We start from the raw sequence: 22343 nt of genomic DNA on the forward strand, positions 1-22343 counted from the left end.
TTACTTCTCTCCCCCTGCTCCGAATGGAAATTCTTTCAACACTTCATCCACACCGTACTCCGCCAGTTCGTCCGCTGTGACGAAGGCCCAGCGATGAATGAACCCCATGAAGTCTTCGGTCATCGGGCGCTGGCGCTCATAGTAGTTGCCGACCCACAACACCTGCCCATCCGCTGCCACCACTTTGACCTCAAACCCGACAGATGCTGGAGGGTTTGCCCCGATCCGACTGCCCACTCGCTCCTGATAGACCGACACCTGCCCGATCAGGGCGGCATCCTGCTTCAGCTTCTTGGCCACGGCCGCGGCGGTCATTTCTGGCGTAGTCTTCAGCGGATCTCCGCCAAGCGAGGCCGCGGCTTTCCCCGTATCACCGGGTGACGAGACGACGACACCGGTACGATGCCGAAGCCGGGACCAAAAGAGCTGCGTTACCTTCTCTGCCGCAGCAGCCGGGACGATGACCGTCTGCCGGGGAGGAGGTTCCACGTTTGACGGTACCCCGACCGAAATATCCGACCGGCGAACGCTTTGCGGCGCCGACATGAACGGATCCCCCTGATTACGGACCTGCGGCGTGGCGATCGCCGTGAACGGGACGAAGGCCATGGTCTTCACCTGATACCTCGGCAACTCATTCGACGCCTTCGTGGTGACCTTCGAACCGCTACACCCCGCCACTGCCAAGACACTGCCAACCAGGCACACCAAGCCTATCCTCCAAACATGTGACGTCACGGCGCTCACGTCCAGGCCCCGAAATTCTTGATCAGTTGCAGGCCAACCGTTTGACTCTTCTCAGGGTGAAATTGGCAGGCCACAACATTGTCCTTCCAAACGCTCGAGACAAAAGGAATCCCATAGGTCGTTGTCGTCGCCGCAATTTGTTTCTCGACCGGATCGACGAAATACGAATGAACAAAATACCAGTTCGCGCCGTTCGGGATCCCGGCAAAAACCGGGCAGGCACGCTGCATATTCACCTGGTTCCATCCCATATGAGGAACTTTCAACGCGGGATCAGCGGGAAACCTGCGCACCTTGCCTGGAATAATGTCCAGGCCCTTATGCATGCCGAACTCTTCACTTTCCGTGAACAGCAGTTGAAGCCCCAGACAAATGCCCAGAAACGGCTTACCCGACTGAATCGCCATGCGAACGGCATCAACCAGCCCATACTGTTCGAGGTTTGCCATGCAATCGCCGAACGCCCCGACTCCGGGTAACACGACATGACTGGCGCTCTTGATCACGCCCACATCGCGTGTCACGACCGCATGATGGCCGACGGCCTCAAACGCCTTGTGGACACTCCGCAAATTGCCCATGCCGTAGTCGATGATTGCGATCATGAATCTGTCCAATTCCAGGAAAGGCGTAACAATACCGCAACCGGCTGCAACCTGCCACTCTTGTCTCTGGAAATAAAAAAGGGGCAGGCTCTACACAGCCTGCCCCCTCACAACATTTCGCCTACCGTTCCGCGCGAACTTACAGCATCCCCTTGGTCGACAGGACTTTCCCCGCGAGACGTTCTTCCGGCATGGTCGCTTGATCAAGGGCTTTGGCCAGGCCTTTGAAAATAGCTTCCATGATGTGATGCGGATTGCGGCCATACATGAGGTTCACGTGCAGATTCAATCCGCCATGCGTCACGAAGGCCTGGAAAAAATCCTCGAATAAACCCAAGTCGAACGCCTTGATCTTCCGATCCGGCAAGGCCACGTTATAGACGAGATACGGCCGTCCGCTGAGATCCACGGTGATCTGGGCAAGCGTTTCATCCAGCGGCGCCGAGGCAAACCCGAATCGTTTGATCCCCGCCTTCTCGCCCAGCGCTTGATGCAACGCCTTCCCCATCACGATTCCGACGTCCTCAACCGTGTGGTGTTCATCGATATCGATGTCACCTTTGGCTTTGACCGTCAGGTCAAAGAAGCCGTGCTTAGCCAGCAGCTCCAGCATGTGATCGAAGAAGCGGATGCCGGTGTCGATCTTGCCTTGCCCGCGGCCGTCGATCGTCCACTCGACGGAAATATCGGTTTCTTTGGTGGCGCGATGAATCGAGGCCTGCCGCGATGCCGATCCGCGCTTCTTCATGAGAACCTGCTTTCAGCCGACTTGGCATGCGCATCGAATCCTTCGATATGCGCGAGACGCACCAGATGATCTTTCACCTTCCTCAACTCCTCTTTCGTGTAATGCACGATATTGCTGGTCTTCACATAATCATGGACGGACAAGGCGGAGAAAAACCGCGCGGACCCACCGGTCGGCAACACGTGATTCGGCCCGGCAATGTAATCCGCGACAGACGGCGGGGTATACCGGCCTAGAAACAAGGCCCCCGCGTGGCGGACTTTCTCCAGATAGTCGAAGGGATTGTCCACTGAGAGGGTCAGGTGCTCGGCGGCGATTTCGTTCGCCAGGTCGATGGCTTCATCCATTGTCGTCACGACAAAGGCCACCGCGTGCCGCGCGATCGACTTCGAAGCGATCTTTTCCCGCTGTAGCCCCTTCAACTGGCTGTCGATCAGTTTGGACACGTCTTTGGCCAGTCGCTCGGAATTCGTCACCAGAAAGACTTGCGCATCTTCATCATGCTCGGCTTCGCAGAGGAGATCTGCGGCGACATGAGCCGGCTCCGCATCGGCGTCGGCAACTACCAGCAACTCGCTGGGGCCGGCGATCATGTCGATACCGACCGTTCCGTAGAGCAAGCGCTTCGCCGTCGCCACATAAATATTTCCGGGACCGACAATTTTGTCGACCTTCGCGATCGTCTTGGTGCCGTAGGCAAGTGCGGCGACCGCCTGCACGCCGCCGACACGATAGATCTCCGTCACTCCGGCGATATCAGCGGCCACCAGCAAATAGGGATTGATGGGGCCCTTCTGCGGCGGCGTGACCATCACGATCCGCTCGACGCCGGCCACCTTGGCGGGAATGGCACACATCAGCACCGACGAGGGATACACCGCTTTGCCACCGGGCACATAGACTCCCACCGCATCCACCGGCGTCACGACTTGTCCTAATGTCGCGGTCTCATCCTGATACATCCAGGTCTTCGTGCGTTGGCGCTCGTGAAACGCGGTGACCCGCTGCGCGGCAAACCGGAGGGCATCGCCTTCGTCTTTACGGATATGGTGATAGGCTTCTTTGATTTCCTCAGGAGACACTCTCAGCGCCTCGGCCTTGAGCGCGACACGATCAAACTGCTTCGTGTAGCGCAAGACCGCACGATCGCCGCCGCGTTGGACTGCCTGGAGGATCGTCCGGACGGTCTTTTCGACCGCATTGCTCTGAACCGCCCCGCGCAAGGCGACCTTCTTCACCGTCGCGGCAAACGACCGATCAGCCTGCGTGAGAATTTTCATGCGCGATCCTTCGCTGATGTGGAAGCTCGTTTCAATCCTGTATTGCCCCGTGGCCTCGATGGTGGTTTCTGAGAATCCGCCACGGCCTTCCGCAACCGGCGAATCATATCCATCAGTGGTGCATGTTTGAGCTTGAGACTTGCCCGGTTCGCGATGAAGCGTGCGGTCGACTGGGCAATCAGGTCCACTTCGACTAGATCGTGCGCCTTGAGCGTACTGCCGGTCTCGACGAGGTCGACGATCCGATCCGCCAGTCCCACAACCGGCGCTAACTCAATTGAGCCGTACAGCTTGATGATCTCGACCGGGACCCCGCGCTGGTTGAAAAAGCGCTCGGTGATCCTGGGATATTTTGTCGCGACGCGCACCTTGGATGACAGCCGATCGCACGCAACCTCGGCCCGGAGCGCAGCGACCGAGATTCTACACGCTCCAAACAACAAATCCAATGGCTCATAGACGTCGCTGTCCTGCTCCATCAGCACGTCTTTCCCGACGATTCCGGCGTCGGCACCCCCGTATTCCACATAGGTGGGCACGTCGCTCGGCCGCACAATCAAGAAGGTGGTGTCGATCTCAGGACAAGGAAAGATCAACCGCCGGCTCTCCCCCACTAACCCGGCACTGTCATAGCCGGCCCGGCGGAACAGTTCCAGCGTCGGTTCGATTAACTTCCCCTTTGAGAGCGCAATCGTCAGCATAGATCCCTCTAACGGACTCCTGTGGCGGGGGTTTTCTTTCGGCGCTCAATGTTCGCCCCAACCGCCCGCAGTTTTTCTTCAATACGTTCATAGCCGCGATCGAGGTGATACACCCGCTGTACTTCCGTCGCACCCTCGGCGGCCAAGCCGGCCAGAATGAGCCCCGCGCTGGCACGAAGGTCCGAAGCCATGACCGGCGCTCCTGTCAGCGTGGGACGTCCCGTGACGATCAAGCGATTACCTTCGACCCGAATATCCGCTCCCATCCGTCGCAGCTCTTCCACATGCATGAAACGGCTTTCAAACACCGTCTCCGTCACCACGCTCGTGCCTTCCGTAATCGCCATCAGCGCGACCATCTGCGCCTGCATATCCGTCGGGAACCCGGGAAACGGTAAGGTCCGGACATCCGTCCCCTTGAGCCGTCCATTCCGCCTGATTCGCACCGTCTGGGCCTCGACCTGAATGTCCGCACCCGCTTCCCGCAACTTCATCAAGACCGCTTCAAGATGAACGGGACGACAATGGGTAATCGTGACATCTCCATCCGTGATCGCCCCGGCTACGAGGTGCGTGCCGGCCTCGATGCGATCCGGGATCACCTCATGATCCGCACCGTGCAATTCCCGCACACCTTCAATCGTGAGCATATCCGTGCCGGCCCCTGCGATACGGGCGCCGCGCTTGTTCAGAAACTCGGCAAGGTCGACGATTTCCGGCTCTTTCGCCGCGTTTTCGATGACGCTGGTCCCCTCGGCGAGGGAGGCGGCCATCATCAGGTTTTCCGTACCGGTCACCGTCGTGGTATCGCAATAGATCCGCGCACCCTTCAGCCGCTTCGCCCTCGCGGTGATATACCCATGCTCGATCGAAATGTCAGCTCCTAATTTTGCCAACCCGGCCAAATGGAGGTTCACCGGTCGGGAACCGATTGCACAGCCGCCCGGCAACGAAACCTTCGCTTCCCCCCAGCGAGCGAGCAAGGGTCCCAATACCAACACTGAGGCACGCATGGTTTTCACCAGGTCATACGGCGCCTCTGTAGAATGAATCACGTCAGCTTTAATGACGGCACGGTTGGCCTCATGGGAGACCTGAGCCCCCAGAATGCCGAGGAGTTTCCCCATCGTCAGCACATCGACCACCCGGGGGACATTCGTGATGACACATTCACCGCCACCTAAGATGGTCGAGGCCAGAATGGGAAGGGCCGAGTTCTTCGCCCCGCTGATCCGGACTTCTCCGCGCAACCGATTTCCACCCGTAATGACAATCTCATCCATCGACGTTGTGCTTCCTATTCCACCCGCTGAGTCATGACCACCCGTTCGATCCCTGCCGCATCTTCGATAATCCGAAGCCCCCCATACCCGCCGATCTCCGCTACTAACCGCCGAACCGTCGAGGCTTGCCCCGCCCCCATTTCCATGACGAGCCACCCGCCTGGAACGAGAAATTCCCGGGACTCGCGCAGCAACCGTTCGTGAAATTCCGTTCCCTGCACTCCCCCGACCAATGCCATGCGCGGCTCAAATACCCGGACTTCCGGCTCCAGGCCAGTCCAATCGGATTCGGAAATGTAGGGTGGGTTTGAGACAATGACGTCGATCGTGTCAGCCGCCTGCCGAGCGTGAAGTGACGACAGCAGATCCCCTTCGAGCCATTCAATCCGATCACGCACCCCATGTCTAATCGCGTTGGCCTGCGCCACCGCCAGCGCCTCCGGAGATCGGTCAATTGCAATGACGCGCTGCCCCTTCAGTCGAGCGGCCAATGTGATCGACAGGCAACCGGAACCCGTTCCCACATCAACAATGGTGGCATCGGGAAGAGATCGGACATGGTCCATAACGTGATAAATTAGCAATTCCGTCTCTGGACGGGGAATCAGCACGGCGGGGCTGACAGCGAATTCGAGTCCGCAAAACTCTTGCGTCCCAAGCAGATATTGGAGTGGTTCACGGGCCACACGCCGTGCGACCAGGGACTCAATACAGGCCCAGACATCGGGAGAGACCAACCGGTCCACCTGACTCACCAACTGGTGACTTCGTACCGCAAGCGCATGCTCCAAGAGCCACCTCGCCTCCTGCGCCCCGTTGCTCACCCCGGCCTGGACCAAGGACTGCCGAGCCCACGCAACGAGGGCACCTACCGTCTTCAGCTCTGGCATGACAAGGGCCGCCATAGTCCCCTACACGTTGGCTGTGTCGATCTGCTGCTGTTGCGCTTTCAACGCCTGGACAAATTCATCCAGATCGCCTTCCATCACCAATTCAAGCTTGTGCAACGTCATGCCAACCCGATGGTCGGTGACGCGATTCTGCGGGAAGTTGTAGGTGCGAATCTTCTCGCTCCGCTCGCCGGTCCCGACCTGGGATTTTCTGTTCTGGGCGATCTCTGCGTCGTGCTTTTCCCGCTCCGCCTCAACAATTCTCGCGCGCAAGGTCCGCATGGCTTTCGTGCGATTCTTCAGTTGCGACCGTTCGTCCTGACAACTGACCACCACCCCGGTGGGGATATGGGTAATGCGCACCGCGGACTTGGTCGTATTGACGCTCTGCCCGCCGGCGCCGGAGGAGCAGAAGGTATCGATTCGGAGATCTCCCGGATCGATCTTGACGTCGATTTCGTCGACTTCCGGCATGACCGCCACCGTCACGGTGGACGTATGGATCCGGCCGGCCGCTTCCGTCACCGGCACACGCTGCACGCGGTGCACGCCGGCTTCGTACTTAAAATGACTATAGGCCCCCTTGCCCTCGATCAATGCCGTGATGTTCTTATACCCGCCTATGCCGGTTTCGGTGGCCTCGACGGTATCAACCTTGAACCCTTTCTGCTCCGCATATTTGCTGTAGAGGCGAAAGAGCTCTCCGGCGAATAGCGCGGCTTCATCGCCGCCGGTCCCGGCCCGAATTTCCAACAACAGACTCTTCTCATCCCGCGGATCTTTGGGAATCAAGAACTCTTTAACCTGCTCTTCCATGGTCGCTTGCTGCCGCTGCAACTCCGCCGTTTCGTCAGCGGCCATCTCATGCATCTCACGACCGGCTGAGGGATCGGCGAGAATATGCGCCGCCTCTTCAAGCTGTCGGACGTTCCCGCGGTAGCTCTCAAACAACTGCGCCGCCGGCTCAAGATCTACCCGCTCCTTGCTCAGTTTGTGGAGTTGGCCCGGCTGACTGACGACCGAGGGGTCCATGAGCTGATCGGTCAACTCTTGGAATCGCGATGCCACGGATTCCCATTTTTTGAGTAGGGCGGCTTCCATCGTTCTCGTTCCTAGCAGGATACTGAAAAAGTCCGCCAGCGGCGTTCTCGCTTCGTTCAGACCCCTCAACGTACCCCAGAGGGTACGCCTCGGTACTTCACTCGCTGCGGCCTTGCCGGACGGCCTTTTGAGCATCCTAACGTTCGATCAGGCCAAAAAACAAAGAGACCCTGCTCCAAGGCGAAGCAGGGTCTCTTCTATGACACGTAGAGTGGCTACTTGTCCTTCTTCGCGTACTTCTTCTTAAACCGTTCGACCCGTCCTTCGGTATCGATAATTTTTTGCGTGCCGGTAAAAAACGGATGACAGGCACCGCAAATATCGACGCTAATTTCCCCGATGGTCGTGCGCGTCTTGAATGAGTTACCACAAGCGCAATGAACCGTGGCTTCCCGATACATTGGATGAATACCCTTTTGCATGACCTACGACTCCTTGCCAAACATTCGTTCAGGTTCCTGGCCCCACGCCAGGAGCGGTACACTCTATCCGAACCACAGGGGTAGAAACAAGCGTCTCCTACCGATTCATGGATTGCAGGAATTCCTGATTGGTTTTGGTCCCGCCTATTTTGTCCATCAGGAACTCCATCGCTTCCATCGTTCCCAACGGGCTCAGGACCTTCCGCAAGATCCACATCTTATTGAGCCGATCCTTATCCACCAACAACTCTTCTTTTCTGGTTCCGGACTTGCTGATATCGATCGCCGGGAAGAGACGCTTGTCGGCCAAGCGACGATCCAGATGGACTTCCATATTGCCGGTTCCTTTGAACTCTTCGAAGATCACGTCATCCATGCGGCTGCCGGTATCGACCAGCGCAGAGGCCATGATCGTCAAGCTCCCGCCGTGCTCGATGTTGCGGGCGGCACCGAAGAAGCGCTTGGGCCGCTGCAGCGCGTTGGAATCGAGACCGCCGGAGAGGACCTTGCCGCTGGGCGGAGCGATGGTATTATACGCACGTGCGAGACGCGTAATGCTATCCAACAGAATCACGACGTCCTTCTTGTGCTCGACCAATCGTTTAGCCTTCTCCAGCACCATTTCAGCGACTTGCGCATGGCGCTGTGCCGGCTCATCGAACGTCGAACTGATGACTTCGGCCTTGACCTGCCGCTGCCAGTCGGTGACTTCTTCCGGCCGCTCGTCGATCAACAACACGATCAGCGTCACTTCTTTGTGATTCTTCAGGATGGCCCGCGCAAGGGCTTGCAGCAACATCGTCTTACCGGTGCGGGGAGCGGCCACGATCAGTCCGCGCTGACCCTTCCCGATTGGCGTGGTTAAGTCCATCACGCGCGTGCAATATTCTTCGCGGTCAAATTCGAGATTGAGTCGTTCTTCGGGATAGAGGGGCGTCAGGTTGTCAAAGAGGATCTTATCCCGCGAGACTTCCGGGTCTTCGTAGTTGACCTTCTCGACTTTGAGCAGCGCAAAGTACCGCTCGCTCTCCTTGGGAGGCCTGATCTGCCCTGAGACGGTGTCACCGGTACGCAAATTAAACCGGCGAATTTGCGACGGCGAAATATAGATATCGTCGGGCCCTGGGAGATAGTTGGAGTCGGGAGCGCGCAAAAATCCAAATCCGTCCGGAAGGGTTTCCAGAACGCCTTCTCCATAGACGACGCCGTTCTTTTCGGTCTGGCCTTGAAGAATGGCGAAGATAAGCTCCTGTTTCCGCAGATTGGCCGATCCTTCGATCTTGAGGTCACGCGCCACCTCGTTCAGATCGGCGATGGATTTCTGCTTCAACTCCGCCAAATACATGACCTCTCCCTTAGCAGCTTGCATAGCGCTCCTATCGAGCCATCGGCTCTGTTGTCATGAACAAGAACTCACTAGATTGATTGACCATTCGTGGGAACAGATGTGTGTTTGTGTTTGAATCAGCGATATCGTAGTTTTGAGAGGACGATTCGTACGGTGCCTTGGCTACGCACGTTTCATGGTTATGAAGATGCTGCCCCGAGTCTCCGAAACATCTGAGAAATTGACCGTGATCAATGGATATTAGTGGCGTTCGCCTTCTACTTCAATGCTGACCAACTCAGTGTGGTTTCGATTCGAGAAAGATTCCGGAGGTTGAAATTACGTGGAGAGCGATTCGCATCAAATGTGAATGCTACAGCGGATGATACGCATGGCTCCATCCATTGTCAACAGAACAAAACATTTTTCTCCATTCTCCGGCCGTCTCTACGTAAAGCGCCCGCTCCCATTGAATCGGGAAAAGGGCTGTGATACACAGCCTCAAGGAGTACCGACGACTATGGCTGAAGATCGAGATGAAGACAGTCCGGGACGAGTCTTTACGCTATTTGAAGCGAATCAACTCATTCCGCAGCTCCAAACCCACCTGGAGACCGTCAAGCAATTCAAGTCTGTCCTCGTCCGAACGCGCGATGAGGTCCGTAAGGCCTCAGAACAAGCGCTCTATGGAGGCGGAACGTCTGTGGGAACCCAATACGTGATCAGCCTGCAAACGATTAGTTCCAATCTTCACGCCATCCATGAATTGGGTGTCCACGTGAAAGATATCGATCTAGGCCTGTGCGACTTTCCTCACGCCCGTGACGGACGAATCGTGTATCTCTGCTGGAAGCTTGGAGAAACCGAAGTCCGTTGGTGGCATGAAGTGACGCATGGATACAAAGACCGATGCCCCCTTGAAGGCCCTGCCTAAATCCCGTTCATAACGAAATTAGTGAGCCAGACCTGCTCGCGAGGAAAGATCTACAATGAAATTTGTAATTCTTGGTTACGACGGCCCTGAAGGAGAAGCGAAACGGAAAATCCATCGCCCAGCCCACCTCGCCAATCTTGAACCATTAGCGCAACAAGGCCGCGTCATTCTTGCCGGTCCCCTCACAGACAAAGCCGGCAGTTTGATGGTGCTGGAGTTCGAGTCGCAGGCTGAGGCCGAGCACTTCGCCAACCAGGATCCCTATATGGTGAACGGCGTCTTTGAGCGGGTTGAAGTTCACCCGTTCATGCAGGTATTACCCAAATAAGTTGAGCACTTCTGCACTTCACAATATTTCATCTCACCATTCCTTGGCCCAACTAAGATTCAAGCGCTAGCCCTACCTTGGGTGCATTGTCCGTCCAGACATCGCGCGGTATAGTTATACTATGAATCGCTCGATTTTGCTGCCGCTCACACGTCTCACCATGTCGCTATCCATACTCTTTCTCGTTGCTCCTGGCGCCACCGCAACCGAAACCACGGTCGTGGCCGAAGGGCAATATGTCATGGCCGACGGCGATACGTTGGCTATGGCGGAAGACAAAGTTCTGCAACGCGCCCAACGCAAAGCCGTTGAGGAGGCCGGAATTTATCTCGAATCAACTTTCCACGATTACGAATCGGTTCGGAACGGGAAACGCACGCAAATCAGCTCCCTTGAAATTCGAACGCTCGCTGCGGCCATTACCAAAACGGACGTGCTGGAATCCCGGCGCAGCTTTGAGCATGATCGACCGGTTTTCACCATTCGCATTCGAGCCGTTGTGAATTTAGACCAGCTCCAAGAGGCTGTTCGCCGATGGCGGTCCGAAGAGCAATTAGCCGCACATTTCCGACAATTACAAAAGGAAAATGCCGAGCTCAAAGCGCAACTCCGCGAGACACAGGCGCCGCCCTCAGGTGTGCGCACGCTCGTCATCGAGCCACCAGGACGCACAGGCCCGCAGGGACAGGCGCGCCACCTCCTAGAGACTGCCCTCCACTCACACAACCTTCGCCAGAAAATCGACCTGACATCACAAGCCACAACCCTGGATCCTCAGTTCGTAGATCCGTTGATTGTCAGGGGACAGACCTATCTAAAGATGGCTTCTCTGGCTTTTTCCAACAAATCTCGCCCGAGTGAATATTCGGAGTCTATCGACTGTGCTCGAATGGATTTTGACCGCGCCCTCATTTTGGACGCAAGAAATCCGTGGGCACTCCTCGGACAAGGAGATGTGAATACGTGGCTGAATCAGCCGGAAGAGGCCGAAAGGGCTTACTCGCAGGCCTTGGAAATCGATCCGTTTTTCGACATCGCCCGCCAGAGGCTCATTCGCGTTACCACCACTCAGGCCCGCAAACTGGTATCTGCCAAACAATGGGGGCCCGCGATGACGACCCTCAATCGGACCCTCAACTTATCGGTCTCTGAAAGCTGGATCCCTTCTCAAAAAGAGGCCTACCTCCTCCGAGGCGAACTCCATCAAAAGATGAATCAGCCTGCGCAAGCTATTGATGATTTGAGCGTCGTCATCGGCATAGACCCTACGCACCTCCAGGCGCTCTTCATGCGTGGCAAGCTCTACCAGGAACAACTCCAAGGCCGTCTTGCCAAAGAGGACTTTGAGCAAGCCTGCATTCTCGGCGCTTCAGCCGCCTGTGAGCAGCTCCCCTGACCCGTCAATCCAATACAGTTTGACGAGGTGCAGTCCAGGTCAGAATCGGCCGTATCGTGTTTGACAAGGAAAAAGTCTGCCCCCTATAATGTCGGCCAAATTGCAGTCAGAATCACACGCTCTGAGCACACAGTTGGTAGTCCCTAAAGGCCTAATCTAACTCTGCCTTTATAGCCCAAAAGCTCCGGGAGGTGGGCCTTCTGTGAGGTTGCAGAAGGTGTAGAGAAAAGCTTAGAGTGTTGACAGGATTCAAGAGTCAGAACTGAGTCGTTGCTGAGGCCCTTCACCCTTTTGCCCGGAGAGTAAGGCGTAATGAGTCAATACCGCGTGCTTCCAGGACCAGAACACTTTCTGCCCCCCGCTGCCGCCAGTATGGGCATTCGGTTACCGAACCCGGGCGAAGCCCACATCAACGGCGTCATTGTCTCCGAAGAAAAAGCCTATGAAGAGGCTGCCAAGCAATTCTTGATGGCCAAAGTGCCGACCCTCTTCCCTGGGCCCTTGGTGCTCTGGGCTTGGAATGAAAAGGCCGCCAAAAAGGCCACGGCAATCCGCCATCTGTACAACACGCTGAAGGAATGTGTGCAGCCAGGCCAAAAGCCCATGCTGATTCCCATGCCGGACTATCGCCCCAAGTACCCCAAGATCAATCCCGAAGTTGAAATCAACCCCAACCATCCGAATCTGACCATCTGGCACAACAAAATTGACTGCTGCATGTTCATCGGTGTGCATTGCCACCAGGCGAACCTGTCGCTCAAGATTATTCGGGGCGGGACCTCATGCTACACAATTGCAATGTGCGCGCAGGCCGGCCATGAAGACGCGATGCTCTCATTCCGCGATGCATCGGTCGAAAAAATCATGACCCTGGCAGACTGGGTGAGAAAGTTGAAAGGGACAGTCCAACCACGGCTGACGTCAGCCAAGAGCGGGGCGTCAAACTAAATCGTTTGAAACTCCCCGTGCAGTGAAAAGGAGGCTAGGTCCATGGCAGAGAATAAATCCCTCATCGGGACAAAGAATAAAAAAGGACAGACCTTTACCGATACCTGGACGATGATGAACGACGCCCCGCGTACCCCGTCGTTCTATACAGGTAGCGAAGTCATTAAAGAAGCGTTGCGACGCGCCAGTTGCGACGTGATGATTGCCTATCCGATCACCCCGCAGAGTGAAGCAGCGGCGTTGATCGGCGAATTGTTCGCCGAAGGCTACATCGGTGACTACTTCCGCGGTGAGAGCGAATTTGCCGTCATGTCCCAGTGCGCCGGCGCCGCATTCGGTGGCGCTCGCGTCTTTACGACGACCGCAGGCCCCGGCACAATGCGCGCCATGGAAAACTTCCCCATGTGGTCCGGTGCGCGGCTGCCGATTCAAATGATCGTCACATGCCGCGGCATCAACTCGCCGCTCTCTATCCAACCGGACACACTCGAAATCGCGTACTTGTTGAATACCGGAATGCTGGTCTGGCATGCGGAAACCGCACAAGACTTCTTCGACTGGATCCTCAAAGGCTACATGGTATCGGAAGAGCCGGACGTGCACTTGCCCCTCGCGCTCTGCTGCGACGGATTCTTTGTGACACACACGAAGGACGTCGTAAATTTGACTCCGGCCGACATGTGTTTGCCGCCCTACGACCCCTACCGTTCACCAGTCCCCTGCATGGACATGGAATGTCCGCCGGTCCGGATGATGCGCGACCCCTTCGTCATGAAGAGTAACTACATCAGCTACGCCACCCATGCCAGCTGGCAGCAGGAAATCTGGGCTGCGATTGAACGCTCAAGAAAACATACCATCAAGTGGATCAACGGATTAGTCGATACTGAGAATACCGATGCCGAGATCATGATCGTGGCCTCTGGCACAGCCGTCTCACAGGGACGCGAAGCCATCCGCCTCTTAGAGGACGAAGGCATCCGCTGCGGACTGGTGAAAGTAAAGTCCCTGCGCCCCTGGCCGGAAGAGGAAATCCGGGAAGCCACGAAAAACGCGAAGCACATTTTCGTGCCGGAGTTTAACGTCACCGGGTGGCTGGCGAAAGAAATCAAGGCGACGATTCCCAATCACCATCGAGTCCATGCCGGTCCGCGCGTGTGCGGAGGCATGACGATGCCGCCGGAAATCATCGTTCAGGAAATCAAAACAGTCCTCGGGATGAAGACCGTCTCCCTGGCTGGTCGTGGGAGCTGAACAACTTAACGAACGGGCAAGCTACCTAATATTGAACGAGACCCCTTTGAGGAGGCATATATGAGTAAAGAACGTATTCAGATTTCAGAAGCCCTCTACGACATCATGCCGTCTGATTATCAGGACCTGGTCAAGAGCGCGACCTACGGCAAGGAAGATCGTGGCTGGAAAGATATCGGTAACAGCAAGGAACTCATCGAGCAGCACTCACTCTGCGCGGGCTGCCCGGAGTCTATGGCGTTCCGTTATATCCTGGCCTCACTCCCCAATCCAGAAGACACCGTGATGGTTGGTTCAACCGGTTGCACCAGCTTGGTGTTCCCGATGGTGGCTGTCCACAACATTCACTCTCTCTTCGGCAACCAGAACGCCATCGCATCCGGACTGAAGCGCGCCCTGAGCGTCCGCTTTCCAGGCCGGACGAAAGACGTCGTGGTCCTCGCCGGTGACGGCGCCACCGTTGACATCGGCCTCGACATGACCCTTCAAGCCTGGTTCCGCCAGGAAAAGTTCACCACCATCTGCTTCGATAACGAACTCTACGCCAACACTGGCGGCCAGGAGAGCGGACTGATGCAGAAGGGCTTCGTCGCCAAGATGGCTCCGGTCGGCAAGCTGTTTGACAAGGTGCGTTTGCCGGAAATCGCCCGCGAGTCCGGCTGTCACTATGTGGTGAATTGCACTGTCAGCAAGCCATCCCTGGTCGAAAAAGTCATCCGTAACGCCGTGCATATTGCGCGCGAGATCGGCCCGACCTATCTTCAGCTCTATACGCCCTGCATTCTGGAAATCGGGAAGAACAGCATGGAGGGCCTTCAGGAGATGCGTGACTCCGAAAAGCCGACCGAGCGGTTCGCGTACAAGGAATACGTCAGCGAGCCGGCCAAACAATTGCTGGCTGAACTGGCAGCGAAAGATAAAGAACGGAAAGCGGCCGCCAAGCAATTGGCCGGGCAAGCCTAACGAAACCGGAGGTTGTCCATGATTAAGAAGAGACTCAATATCCGGATGTCGGGTTTAGGCGGACAGGGCGCGGTCACTGCAGCCCATGTCTTGGCCATGGCCGCAAACCGGGACGGAAAGTTTTCGATCTCCAACCCGTTCTTTGGAGCGGAGAAGCGGATGGCTCCGGCGGAGAGCTATTGCCGTATCGGTATCGAGCGGATCTACGACCGCGGCGAGTTGGTATTCCCGGATGTGATCCAGGTATTTCACCCTCAGGTCATCACGATGGGCAAGAGCTATACGATGCCATTCTATTCCGGCGTGAAAGAAGGCGGCGTCGTGGTTATCAACTCCGCGCAGCCCCTTCTGTCAGAAGAAGACATTCAGCGGCTCAAAGATTTGAACGTCGCTCTGTTTTATATCGCCGGGACTGAGCTCGCCATCGAAGTCGCTGGCACCGAGCTGTCCACGAACATGGCCATGATCGGATCTGTGGCAGGCATTACCAAATGCGTCTCGATGGAAGCCTTGGATGGCGCGCTTCAAGAGCGCTTCGGAAAGAAGTTCGTCGCGTCAGGCGGTACGGCTTCACTGGACGAAGCGATCAAGAAGAAGTTCGCCAAGAAGGAAATGTTGCTCGCCAAGAATCTGGCCACCGTGAAGGCGGCCTATGAAATCGCCAGCGAATGGGCGGATAAGAACAAAATCGAGTTACGAGTCGGCAATCCTGCCGTAGCCGCGTAAGAGAAGGAACTACGTCGCATGTATAACGTAGCGCAAGTCATCGATGAGAAATGCACTGCCAAGAAGGGCTGCCGCCTCTGCATCATGTATTGCCCGGAAGCCAACTGCCTGGACCTGAACTCCAGCAAGATGGTCGCCGAGGTCAATATTGATCGCTGCAAGGGGTGCGAACTGTGCGTAGTCGTTTGCGACGCCGCAAAGCACAATGCGATTGAGATGCAGGCCGTGAGCGCCACCGGTCAGCTGATGGCGAAAAAAGGCGAGTCAGCAGCTCTAGGACAAGCCTACCAAGGCTAATCCATTACGATGTGAATAACGGGAAGCCCCATAGCGTCCGCGCTATGGGGCTTTTTGTTGAGAGAAGAGGAACCCCATGGACACTGAAGACAACGTCATCAATGAGCTCCTCGCAGAGATCTCCGGTCTGATCACACAATACCCCAAGGCGATTGAGCGGCGCGCGGCGCAAATCCAAGCCTCTGGGAAAGATCCTGAACTCGTCGATAAACTCGTCAAAGCGGCCGATACGATGCGGGATAGCGGGAATCTTTACCTGACCTGGGCGAAGCACTATGCCGCGTTAGCCGACGGCAATACGGATGCTTCTTCAGACGAAGATGAAACTGATGACTTTGACGTCTAAAAAAGACTCCCCCTCTGCAAGAAGTTTTGCTAGAATGGATCCCGCTTCCATGTGAACTCTCCGTTCCCCGGTAGCTCAGTTGGTAGAGCAGCCGGCTGTTAACCGGCTGGTCGCAGGTTCGAGTCCTGCCCGGGGAGCCAAAATATAAAGAGGGCTGACGGCACAATGTCGTCAGCCCTCTTTTCATTTCACCTATCGTTCGTTTAAGCCGCCAGGCTCGCCGACCGTTGATTGAACGCGCGAGCGGCAACCCCGCTTTTCAGAACGATCTCGCAAATATGATCCAGCCGCTCGATATGTTCATAGGCCGACCATGGATCAGCGGCCACGGCGCAGACTCCGTGATTTGCCTGCCCAACGATGTCGAATTCGAGCGCCCCATCTTTCTTCAGTCCAAAACATTCCGCCGTGGCATCTGCCAGATCGCGAGAAAGCGCCGGGAGGGCTGGAACGGTCCGACCGACTCGGGTATAGCGCGAGATCTCGGGAAACTCAGCGCTCATGGCCTGTAAGTCCACTCCCGCATAAATCGCCGCGACAATGTGAGTCGCATGCACGTGGACCACCGTCCGCGTCTTCTTGGAGTCCCGTTGCAGGTTCCAATGCATCCAGAGTTCACCGGACGGTTGCTGTCCATCCCGAACTTTGGGACTCAGTTGATTCGTCACCGGATCGCTCACAATCTCTAATCGAACCACATGCTCCGGATGAACGATCGTTTTCCGCCATCCGGAAGGCGTGATGTAGAGATACTTGCCCTCGCGTTTCCGCATACTGATATTGCCGTCTCTGGTCGTAATCCACCCTCGCTCGTACACCCGCCGCATGACGTCGCCGATTGCTGTTAACATGCCTGCCTCCTTATACGAACTCCCAGGTCCCGTTATCGGTCGCTGGGCGTCCCCGCTTGAGGGGCGATCGTGAGTCGCATCTGTGGAACTTTCAGTCTACGCTCCAGAGCAAATATTGTTTATGATATGGCGAGATGAACCACACAGACCACTTTGCGCCGCCAGCCATACTCCGGAATGCGCATCTCATGACCCTGGCGCCACGGTACTGGCCACGAGATCTCTCACTGAGACAGACCCCTCAGCACAAACGTCTTTTTACCACTGAACCGAAAACGCAGCTCCTCGGATTCTGCCACTGGCAGCCACGTTCCTTGGAATCACCCACACTCATTCTTGTTCATGGACTGGAGGGCTGCGCAGACTCCCACTACATGCGTGGGATAGCCGCAAAAGCCTACCGACGGGGATTCAATGTCGTGCGGCTGAACCAACGCACCTGCGGCGGCACCGAGCACCTTACGCCAACCCTCTATAACAGCGGACTGAGTAGCGATTATCGCGAGATCGTCAAAGAACTGGCGATGGTGGACGGCCTGACGCGCATCTGGCTGGTGGGCTATTCGATGGGTGGCAATCTGGTGCTGAAGGCGGCCGGTGAAATGGGAGGGGCCATCCCAGCCCTTGCAGGAGTGGTGGCCATATGCCCGAACATTGATCCCACCCAGTGCGTAGCGGCCCTGGAGCAACCACGCAACTGGATCTACCACCAGCACTTCCTGTCACGGCTCAAAGCGCGCATGAAACGGAAGGCCGGGCTCTTTCCGGGGAAGTGGGATCTGCGTCCGATGGGCTCGATGCAAACCATCAGCCAATTCGACGACTACTACACGGCCCGCGACGGAGGCTATCGAAACGGAGCCGATTACTATGATCGCGCAGGAGCCCGGCATGTGCTGCATCAAATCGCGGTCCCGACCTTGATCATCACTGCCCAGGACGACCCATTCATTCCCTATTCACTATTTGCTCAACCCGAGCTCATCGGGAATCATTCCATCTCGCTTCTGGCTCCCCGCCATGGCGGACATTGCGGATTCTTCAGCCTGAGCCAAAACGGTGAAGACTCCTACTGGGCGGAGAACAGAATTGTCGAGTTTGTGACTCGCGCGCGGTAACTGACGTGGCGGCCCCAACCAAGAAGCCGCCACCGGGAACGATCAGCTAGGCGGCTCTCTTCAATCGGCGGGGAGCAGTCGCAGCGACAAGCGGGGCACAGGTTCTGACCCAGGTCAGAATGAGCCAGGCAATGGCAGACACAATTCCCACGATAAACATCCAGTTATAGATTCCCTTGGCGAACTTATTCAGAAACGGGCTACCCACCAGCAACAGGACCCCGTAGGCCAAAATCACCGTGACCAGCGTCGTGACCGGAAGAATCAACGCCCGATAGGGCGAGAGCCATTTCCACTCCTCGGGAGGATCGGCCGCCAACTGGCGCGCACCAAGCCAGCCGAGGGCAATAGTGCAACCGTACCCGAGGAACTGGACCAGATCGGAAGCAGCTAACTTTCCCACGGCCGTTTCACGAAACAGCGGAACTTGCCCGAGAATCAGGGCGAACGCACACGAAAGCATCATCGCCACACCATATTGCATCATCCACGTCCGTGCTTTCATCGTAGACCTCCTGCTGGTCGCGGGAAGAATCACCCGTGCCGTAACAAGCATATCATTCCACCGGCGATTTCATAGAATCAACGTGTTATGCGCGCACGCGGTGAGCCTGAGTCACGGTCCGGTCAGATGGATTGGAGATAGGTGCGAACGTCCTGGACATAGGTTTTGAAGGGATCGGGCATTGGGAACGGGGTACGCCCGTTGACCTGGAAAATCGACCAATTGATGACATAGGCCGGGAAGAATCCCTGGTCCTGAGTCTGATCCTCAAAGGCCTCAGGTGAACCCGCCGCTAGGATATGGCGAACCAGCTCTCCCCGGCCGAAGGCGCGCGTGTTGCGTGGAGGATGTTCCATCGCCAGCGCAATCGCCTTGTCCGTCGTCATGCGAGGCACCCGCCCCTCTTCGAGCAGCCCGAAATAGAGACCACGGTCCGCATGCAGATTATGATATTCGAGATCGAGACTCTTGAGCGCCGGATCCTGCCAATCCAGCTGTTCGGCCTCGCGAAAGGATTCGAGTAGCCACAATTTTGAGGCCCAGTCGACCCGGCCGACCAGCTTGGCATAGTCGCCGCGCAAATCCGTCAGAACCGATTCCCACTGGTCGAGCACCCAGTCCGTTTCCTCATCCTGCCCGGCGTAGGCCTCTCGTGCTGCCGCGAGAAATTGCTCTTGAATATCGATCGCCGAGATTGTCTTGCCCGACTGCAACCGCACAATCCACTGGCGCTCTTGATCCTGCGAGATTTCTTGCAGCGTTTCGACCGGCTCGTCGAGCTCCACGCCGGCCGGCGCCTTTCCCTCTTCGATCAGCTGCAACACCAGGCCCGTCGTGCCCATTTTGAGCGCCGTGGCCACTTCGGCCATATTGGAATCGCCGAGAAGCAGGTGAATGCGCCGGTATTGATTGGGATCCGCCAACGGCTCGTCCCGCGTGTTCACGATCGCGCGGTTCTGCTGCACCCACTCGAAGAAATCGTTCACGATATGATCGGCCCGCTGCGAAATCTGGAACGGCATCAAGGTCTGGGAGGACCGTTGCCGAAGCGCCCCACGCGGCACAATCAGGCGATCCACCTGAATCCAGGCATCCTGCGGATTCGCCGCGCCGATACGGCCGGATCCGGTGAAAATCTGTCTGGTAACCAGAAAGGTCACGAGAGGACTCAACCCCCTCCGGCTGAAGGGAAACCGGCGGGTGACCAGATAGTTCTCGTGCGATCCAAAGGTTGCGTCCGTTTCATGATCGATATTGTTCTTGATGAGCGAAATGGTCTCGCCGAACCCCAAGGCCTCGATCGCTTCCTGTAGTAATTGATCCCCGGCCCGATCGACCGCGACGAGATCAACGAGCGACTGACATTCGGGCGAGGCATATTCGAGGTGCCCCATGTCGAGATACATCCGCCCGGCATTCGTGAGGAAGCCCCCGTTCCCGGGAGGCTCATCATGCCCGCGATGGTGCAGGTCGAGCACCCCTCGGTGCTGAACCTGGAACAGATAATCCCGGATCTGGTTGGCAAACCATGTCGGGGAGTGATCGGGCCGATCCTGATTGACGAGAAGTCCGTACTCCGTTTCAAGCCCGAATATCCGGTTCAGCATGTTGGCGCGCCCCTATCGTACGCGCGAACTCGATGATCATACATCTGGCTGGCACCCCACGCCGGCGAGTGCTCGGGGCCTTCCCGATACACCAATAGTCCGTACTCCGTTTCAAGCCAGCACATACGGTTCAGCATATTAGCGATTCACGCCGGTCTGAAAGTCACCGGGAAGCAAGCGCGCGAGTTCGGCCGGCTTCAGCGCACGATACTTTGAGGAACCGACCTGCTGCCGGTCCAAGACCGCGCATTCCAGCGTCTTATCGGCCAGCACCTCACGCAGATGCGCGAGCAACGCGGCCTGATCAGGAATCGATGCAACCGCTTCTCGACGAGTCTCCTGCCCTCCATCAGCCGGCACCTCTGCCGAATCCTGTTGATGCGCGAGCGACCCGATTGCCCAGGTACGCAACGCCAGCACTAAACCCTGCTCAAGCGTGCAGGGAGACGGCTTCTGCGCCTTCAGATACTCTTGCATCCGCGCTTGTGCCTGCTTCGTCGCGGCCAGCACGGCATACTCCTTGAGCTCTTCAAACGTTCCGTCATAGTTGATCGTGAGCAGCGTATCCTTCTCCGGTTTCTGGCTCAACTCGGCCAGCAGAATCCTGACGATGAACGGCGCCTTATAGACTTCTTCGAAGGCCTGCTTGATGACCGGAGCAATTCCGTATTTCACCAGGCGCGAACCGGTCACGTCGGACGGCGATCGATTAAACCCCTCGGTGTGCGCCATCTCCAATAGACTGAACCGGAGTTTTTCCAGATCTGCCGGATGCCCCATGCCTCCCAGAGCGATGCGGTCATAAATCTCGTACAACTTCGACGTTCCCTTGCTGACCGTCGTCAGGAGCAGGCCCCCGTCGTAGCCCAGCGCCACCACAGGACTCCCCTGCCTGAACTGCTCATCGAGATAGGTCCGACGATTGCCGACCGCTTCGACCCACCGGTACGGTTCTTCATACATGGCGCACCACCTTAGATTCGCAAGATAGATTCAATCGACTCTTACCCGTCCGGCAACTGCCGACTGATCCAAGCCATCGACAGCGTGCTTCATGCATGGCGCACCACCTTGGACTCAAAGAGGGGTTTCAACCGGTCGTCAGGAACTATCCGCACTCCGTCTTGCGTAATTAATTTGATAATCGGATAGAGGCTGGACTCGCGATTGACGCCGCCCGTGGCCGAATCAAACTCGGCGGCACTGGTTAAGAGACGCAACGCCTGCACGGTCGCCTCTTCCTCCGTCATCGTAGCCAGGGAGCGCTCGCCCCAGGTGTTCACATAGTGCAGAATGCCGCGGATCGTCGGCGATCCGGATCCCGACACCGCATAATCAACCCCTTCGAACTCAGCGCCGAGAATGTCGTAGAAAAATATCTTGGCCGCGCCCTGTTCGAAATCGTACCCGGCAAACACCGGCACCACGGCGCCGGTTCCCGCCAAGGCCGCCGGCACATTCTCCTTCAAGAGCTTCGATACCGCACGCAGCTTCCCCTCAAAGCTCAACTCCTGAAGCTGAGTCCGCCGGTAGTATTTGAACGAGTGCTCCAATATCCGCACCATCTCATAGGCCGTAGCAGGAACCCCCGCGATGGCCATGACACTATGACGGTCGATTTCGAGGACCTTGTCCGTCCGATCGTACATCACCATGTTGCCGGCCGTCGCTCGGCGATCCCCAGCGACGAGGACGCCATCGCGATACTTGAACGCGAGAATCGTCGTCGCGCTCGGCAGATCGACTCCCGCTCCGGCAACCGTCGGCTGGCCGAATTGATAGCCCTGCTCCTTCAACAGCTGAAACAAATCTCCCTGCATCCCCATGTCACCACCACGCCTTCCTGGTTTACTCTCCCTTTTCCTTCAAGACGGGACGCCGGGGTTAGGGCTCACTGCGCGCGTCCACCGAGGGCCTACGCCTATTTCACCCACCCGCCCTCGCGGCGCCAAGACGCCGCGTTTTC

25 protein-coding genes and 1 tRNA gene are annotated in these 22343 nt (G+C 56.9%); 11 read left to right on the forward strand and 15 right to left on the reverse strand.

Going from position 1 to position 22343, the window contains the following annotated elements; all coding sequences use genetic code 11:
• The 10 genes from Q7U39_11025 to rho form a co-directional block, all read right to left on the reverse strand.
• Nucleotides 1-711 (reverse strand): hypothetical protein, encoded by a 711-nt coding sequence (locus Q7U39_11025; protein ID MDO9118483.1) that lies wholly within the window; start codon nucleotides 709-711, stop codon nucleotides 1-3.
• 32 nt (nucleotides 712-743) lie between these two features.
• A complete protein-coding gene (gene hisH / locus Q7U39_11030; GenBank protein ID MDO9118484.1) occupies nucleotides 744-1352 on the reverse strand; it encodes an imidazole glycerol phosphate synthase subunit HisH in 609 nt (202 codons plus the stop codon).
• A gap of 139 nt (nucleotides 1353-1491) precedes the next feature.
• The gene (gene hisB / locus Q7U39_11035) at nucleotides 1492-2100 is read right to left on the reverse strand and encodes an imidazoleglycerol-phosphate dehydratase HisB (GenBank protein MDO9118485.1); all 609 of its coding nucleotides are present in this window, start codon (nucleotides 2098-2100) and stop codon (nucleotides 1492-1494) included.
• Complete coding sequence (hisD, locus tag Q7U39_11040; protein ID MDO9118486.1) at nucleotides 2097-3380, reverse strand: histidinol dehydrogenase; 1284 nt, start codon at nucleotides 3378-3380, stop codon at nucleotides 2097-2099. Before hisD ends, hisB begins: the two co-directional genes overlap by 4 nt.
• On the reverse strand, nucleotides 3377-4081 hold the full coding sequence (hisG, locus tag Q7U39_11045) for an ATP phosphoribosyltransferase (GenBank protein ID MDO9118487.1): 705 nt from the start codon (nucleotides 4079-4081) through the stop codon (nucleotides 3377-3379). Before hisG ends, hisD begins: the two co-directional genes overlap by 4 nt.
• An 8-nt stretch (nucleotides 4082-4089) precedes the next feature.
• Nucleotides 4090-5364 carry a UDP-N-acetylglucosamine 1-carboxyvinyltransferase gene (gene murA / locus Q7U39_11050; protein ID MDO9118488.1) on the reverse strand — a complete coding sequence of 425 codons (1275 nt, stop codon included), beginning with the start codon at nucleotides 5362-5364 and terminating at the stop codon, nucleotides 4090-4092.
• 14 nt (nucleotides 5365-5378) lie between these two features.
• Nucleotides 5379-6254 carry a peptide chain release factor N(5)-glutamine methyltransferase gene (prmC, locus tag Q7U39_11055; GenBank protein MDO9118489.1) on the reverse strand — a complete coding sequence of 292 codons (876 nt, stop codon included), beginning with the start codon at nucleotides 6252-6254 and terminating at the stop codon, nucleotides 5379-5381.
• A 21-nt stretch (nucleotides 6255-6275) separates the two neighbouring features.
• A complete protein-coding gene (gene prfA / locus Q7U39_11060; protein ID MDO9118490.1) occupies nucleotides 6276-7355 on the reverse strand; it encodes a peptide chain release factor 1 in 1080 nt (359 codons plus the stop codon).
• Between the two features lie 215 nt (nucleotides 7356-7570).
• Nucleotides 7571-7777 (reverse strand): 50S ribosomal protein L31, encoded by a 207-nt coding sequence (gene rpmE / locus Q7U39_11065; protein ID MDO9118491.1) that lies wholly within the window; start codon nucleotides 7775-7777, stop codon nucleotides 7571-7573.
• Between the two features lie 97 nt (nucleotides 7778-7874).
• Entirely contained in the window at nucleotides 7875-9122 is a 1248-nt protein-coding gene (gene rho, locus Q7U39_11070; protein MDO9118492.1) for a transcription termination factor Rho, read from the reverse strand.
• Nucleotides 9123-9624: 502 nt separating this feature from the next.
• Here rho and Q7U39_11075 point away from each other — a divergent pair.
• From Q7U39_11075 to Q7U39_11120, 10 genes are all read left to right on the forward strand, one after another.
• Complete coding sequence (locus Q7U39_11075; protein ID MDO9118493.1) at nucleotides 9625-10038, forward strand: DUF2203 domain-containing protein; 414 nt, start codon at nucleotides 9625-9627, stop codon at nucleotides 10036-10038.
• A gap of 55 nt (nucleotides 10039-10093) precedes the next feature.
• Nucleotides 10094-10366 (forward strand): YciI family protein, encoded by a 273-nt coding sequence (locus Q7U39_11080; GenBank protein MDO9118494.1) that lies wholly within the window; start codon nucleotides 10094-10096, stop codon nucleotides 10364-10366.
• A gap of 121 nt (nucleotides 10367-10487) precedes the next feature.
• On the forward strand, nucleotides 10488-11762 hold the full coding sequence (locus Q7U39_11085) for a hypothetical protein (protein ID MDO9118495.1): 1275 nt from the start codon (nucleotides 10488-10490) through the stop codon (nucleotides 11760-11762).
• A gap of 312 nt (nucleotides 11763-12074) precedes the next feature.
• Entirely contained in the window at nucleotides 12075-12710 is a 636-nt protein-coding gene (locus tag Q7U39_11090; protein MDO9118496.1) for a carbon monoxide dehydrogenase beta subunit family protein, read from the forward strand.
• Between the two features lie 42 nt (nucleotides 12711-12752).
• The gene (locus Q7U39_11095) at nucleotides 12753-13964 is read left to right on the forward strand and encodes a transketolase C-terminal domain-containing protein (protein ID MDO9118497.1); all 1212 of its coding nucleotides are present in this window, start codon (nucleotides 12753-12755) and stop codon (nucleotides 13962-13964) included.
• Nucleotides 13965-14024: 60 nt separating this feature from the next.
• On the forward strand, nucleotides 14025-14927 hold the full coding sequence (locus Q7U39_11100) for a thiamine pyrophosphate-dependent enzyme (protein MDO9118498.1): 903 nt from the start codon (nucleotides 14025-14027) through the stop codon (nucleotides 14925-14927).
• An 18-nt stretch (nucleotides 14928-14945) separates the two neighbouring features.
• Nucleotides 14946-15653 carry a 2-oxoacid:acceptor oxidoreductase family protein gene (locus Q7U39_11105; GenBank protein ID MDO9118499.1) on the forward strand — a complete coding sequence of 236 codons (708 nt, stop codon included), beginning with the start codon at nucleotides 14946-14948 and terminating at the stop codon, nucleotides 15651-15653.
• Between the two features lie 18 nt (nucleotides 15654-15671).
• On the forward strand, nucleotides 15672-15950 hold the full coding sequence (locus tag Q7U39_11110) for a pyruvate ferredoxin oxidoreductase (GenBank protein ID MDO9118500.1): 279 nt from the start codon (nucleotides 15672-15674) through the stop codon (nucleotides 15948-15950).
• 76 nt (nucleotides 15951-16026) lie between these two features.
• The gene (locus Q7U39_11115; GenBank protein ID MDO9118501.1) at nucleotides 16027-16296 is read left to right on the forward strand and encodes a hypothetical protein; all 270 of its coding nucleotides are present in this window, start codon (nucleotides 16027-16029) and stop codon (nucleotides 16294-16296) included.
• A 64-nt stretch (nucleotides 16297-16360) separates the two neighbouring features.
• Nucleotides 16361-16436: transfer RNA gene (locus tag Q7U39_11120), tRNA-Asn, on the forward strand.
• Between the two features lie 63 nt (nucleotides 16437-16499).
• Here the strand turns inward: Q7U39_11120 and Q7U39_11125 are convergent.
• The gene (locus Q7U39_11125) at nucleotides 16500-17147 is read right to left on the reverse strand and encodes a class II aldolase/adducin family protein (GenBank protein MDO9118502.1); all 648 of its coding nucleotides are present in this window, start codon (nucleotides 17145-17147) and stop codon (nucleotides 16500-16502) included.
• 188 nt (nucleotides 17148-17335) lie between these two features.
• Here Q7U39_11125 and Q7U39_11130 point away from each other — a divergent pair, with 188 nt between their 5' ends.
• Entirely contained in the window at nucleotides 17336-18265 is a 930-nt protein-coding gene (locus Q7U39_11130) for an alpha/beta fold hydrolase (protein ID MDO9118503.1), read from the forward strand.
• A gap of 46 nt (nucleotides 18266-18311) precedes the next feature.
• On the opposite strand, the gene Q7U39_11135 is transcribed toward Q7U39_11130, so the two are convergent.
• From Q7U39_11135 to Q7U39_11150, 4 genes are all read right to left on the reverse strand, one after another.
• Nucleotides 18312-18770 carry a hypothetical protein gene (locus Q7U39_11135; protein MDO9118504.1) on the reverse strand — a complete coding sequence of 153 codons (459 nt, stop codon included), beginning with the start codon at nucleotides 18768-18770 and terminating at the stop codon, nucleotides 18312-18314.
• Between the two features lie 122 nt (nucleotides 18771-18892).
• Nucleotides 18893-20377, reverse strand: coding sequence for a proteasome accessory factor PafA2 family protein (locus Q7U39_11140; protein MDO9118505.1), 1485 nt, complete (start codon nucleotides 20375-20377; stop codon nucleotides 18893-18895).
• Nucleotides 20378-20515: 138 nt separating this feature from the next.
• Nucleotides 20516-21340 (reverse strand): hypothetical protein, encoded by an 825-nt coding sequence (locus Q7U39_11145; GenBank protein MDO9118506.1) that lies wholly within the window; start codon nucleotides 21338-21340, stop codon nucleotides 20516-20518.
• Between the two features lie 89 nt (nucleotides 21341-21429).
• Entirely contained in the window at nucleotides 21430-22203 is a 774-nt protein-coding gene (locus Q7U39_11150; GenBank protein ID MDO9118507.1) for a proteasome subunit alpha, read from the reverse strand.
• Between the last annotated feature and the right edge of the window lie 140 nt (nucleotides 22204-22343).

Origin of the sequence: Nitrospira sp. (assembly GCA_030653545.1) — a bacterium.
Classification (GTDB): domain Bacteria; phylum Nitrospirota; class Nitrospiria; order Nitrospirales; family Nitrospiraceae; genus Nitrospira_D.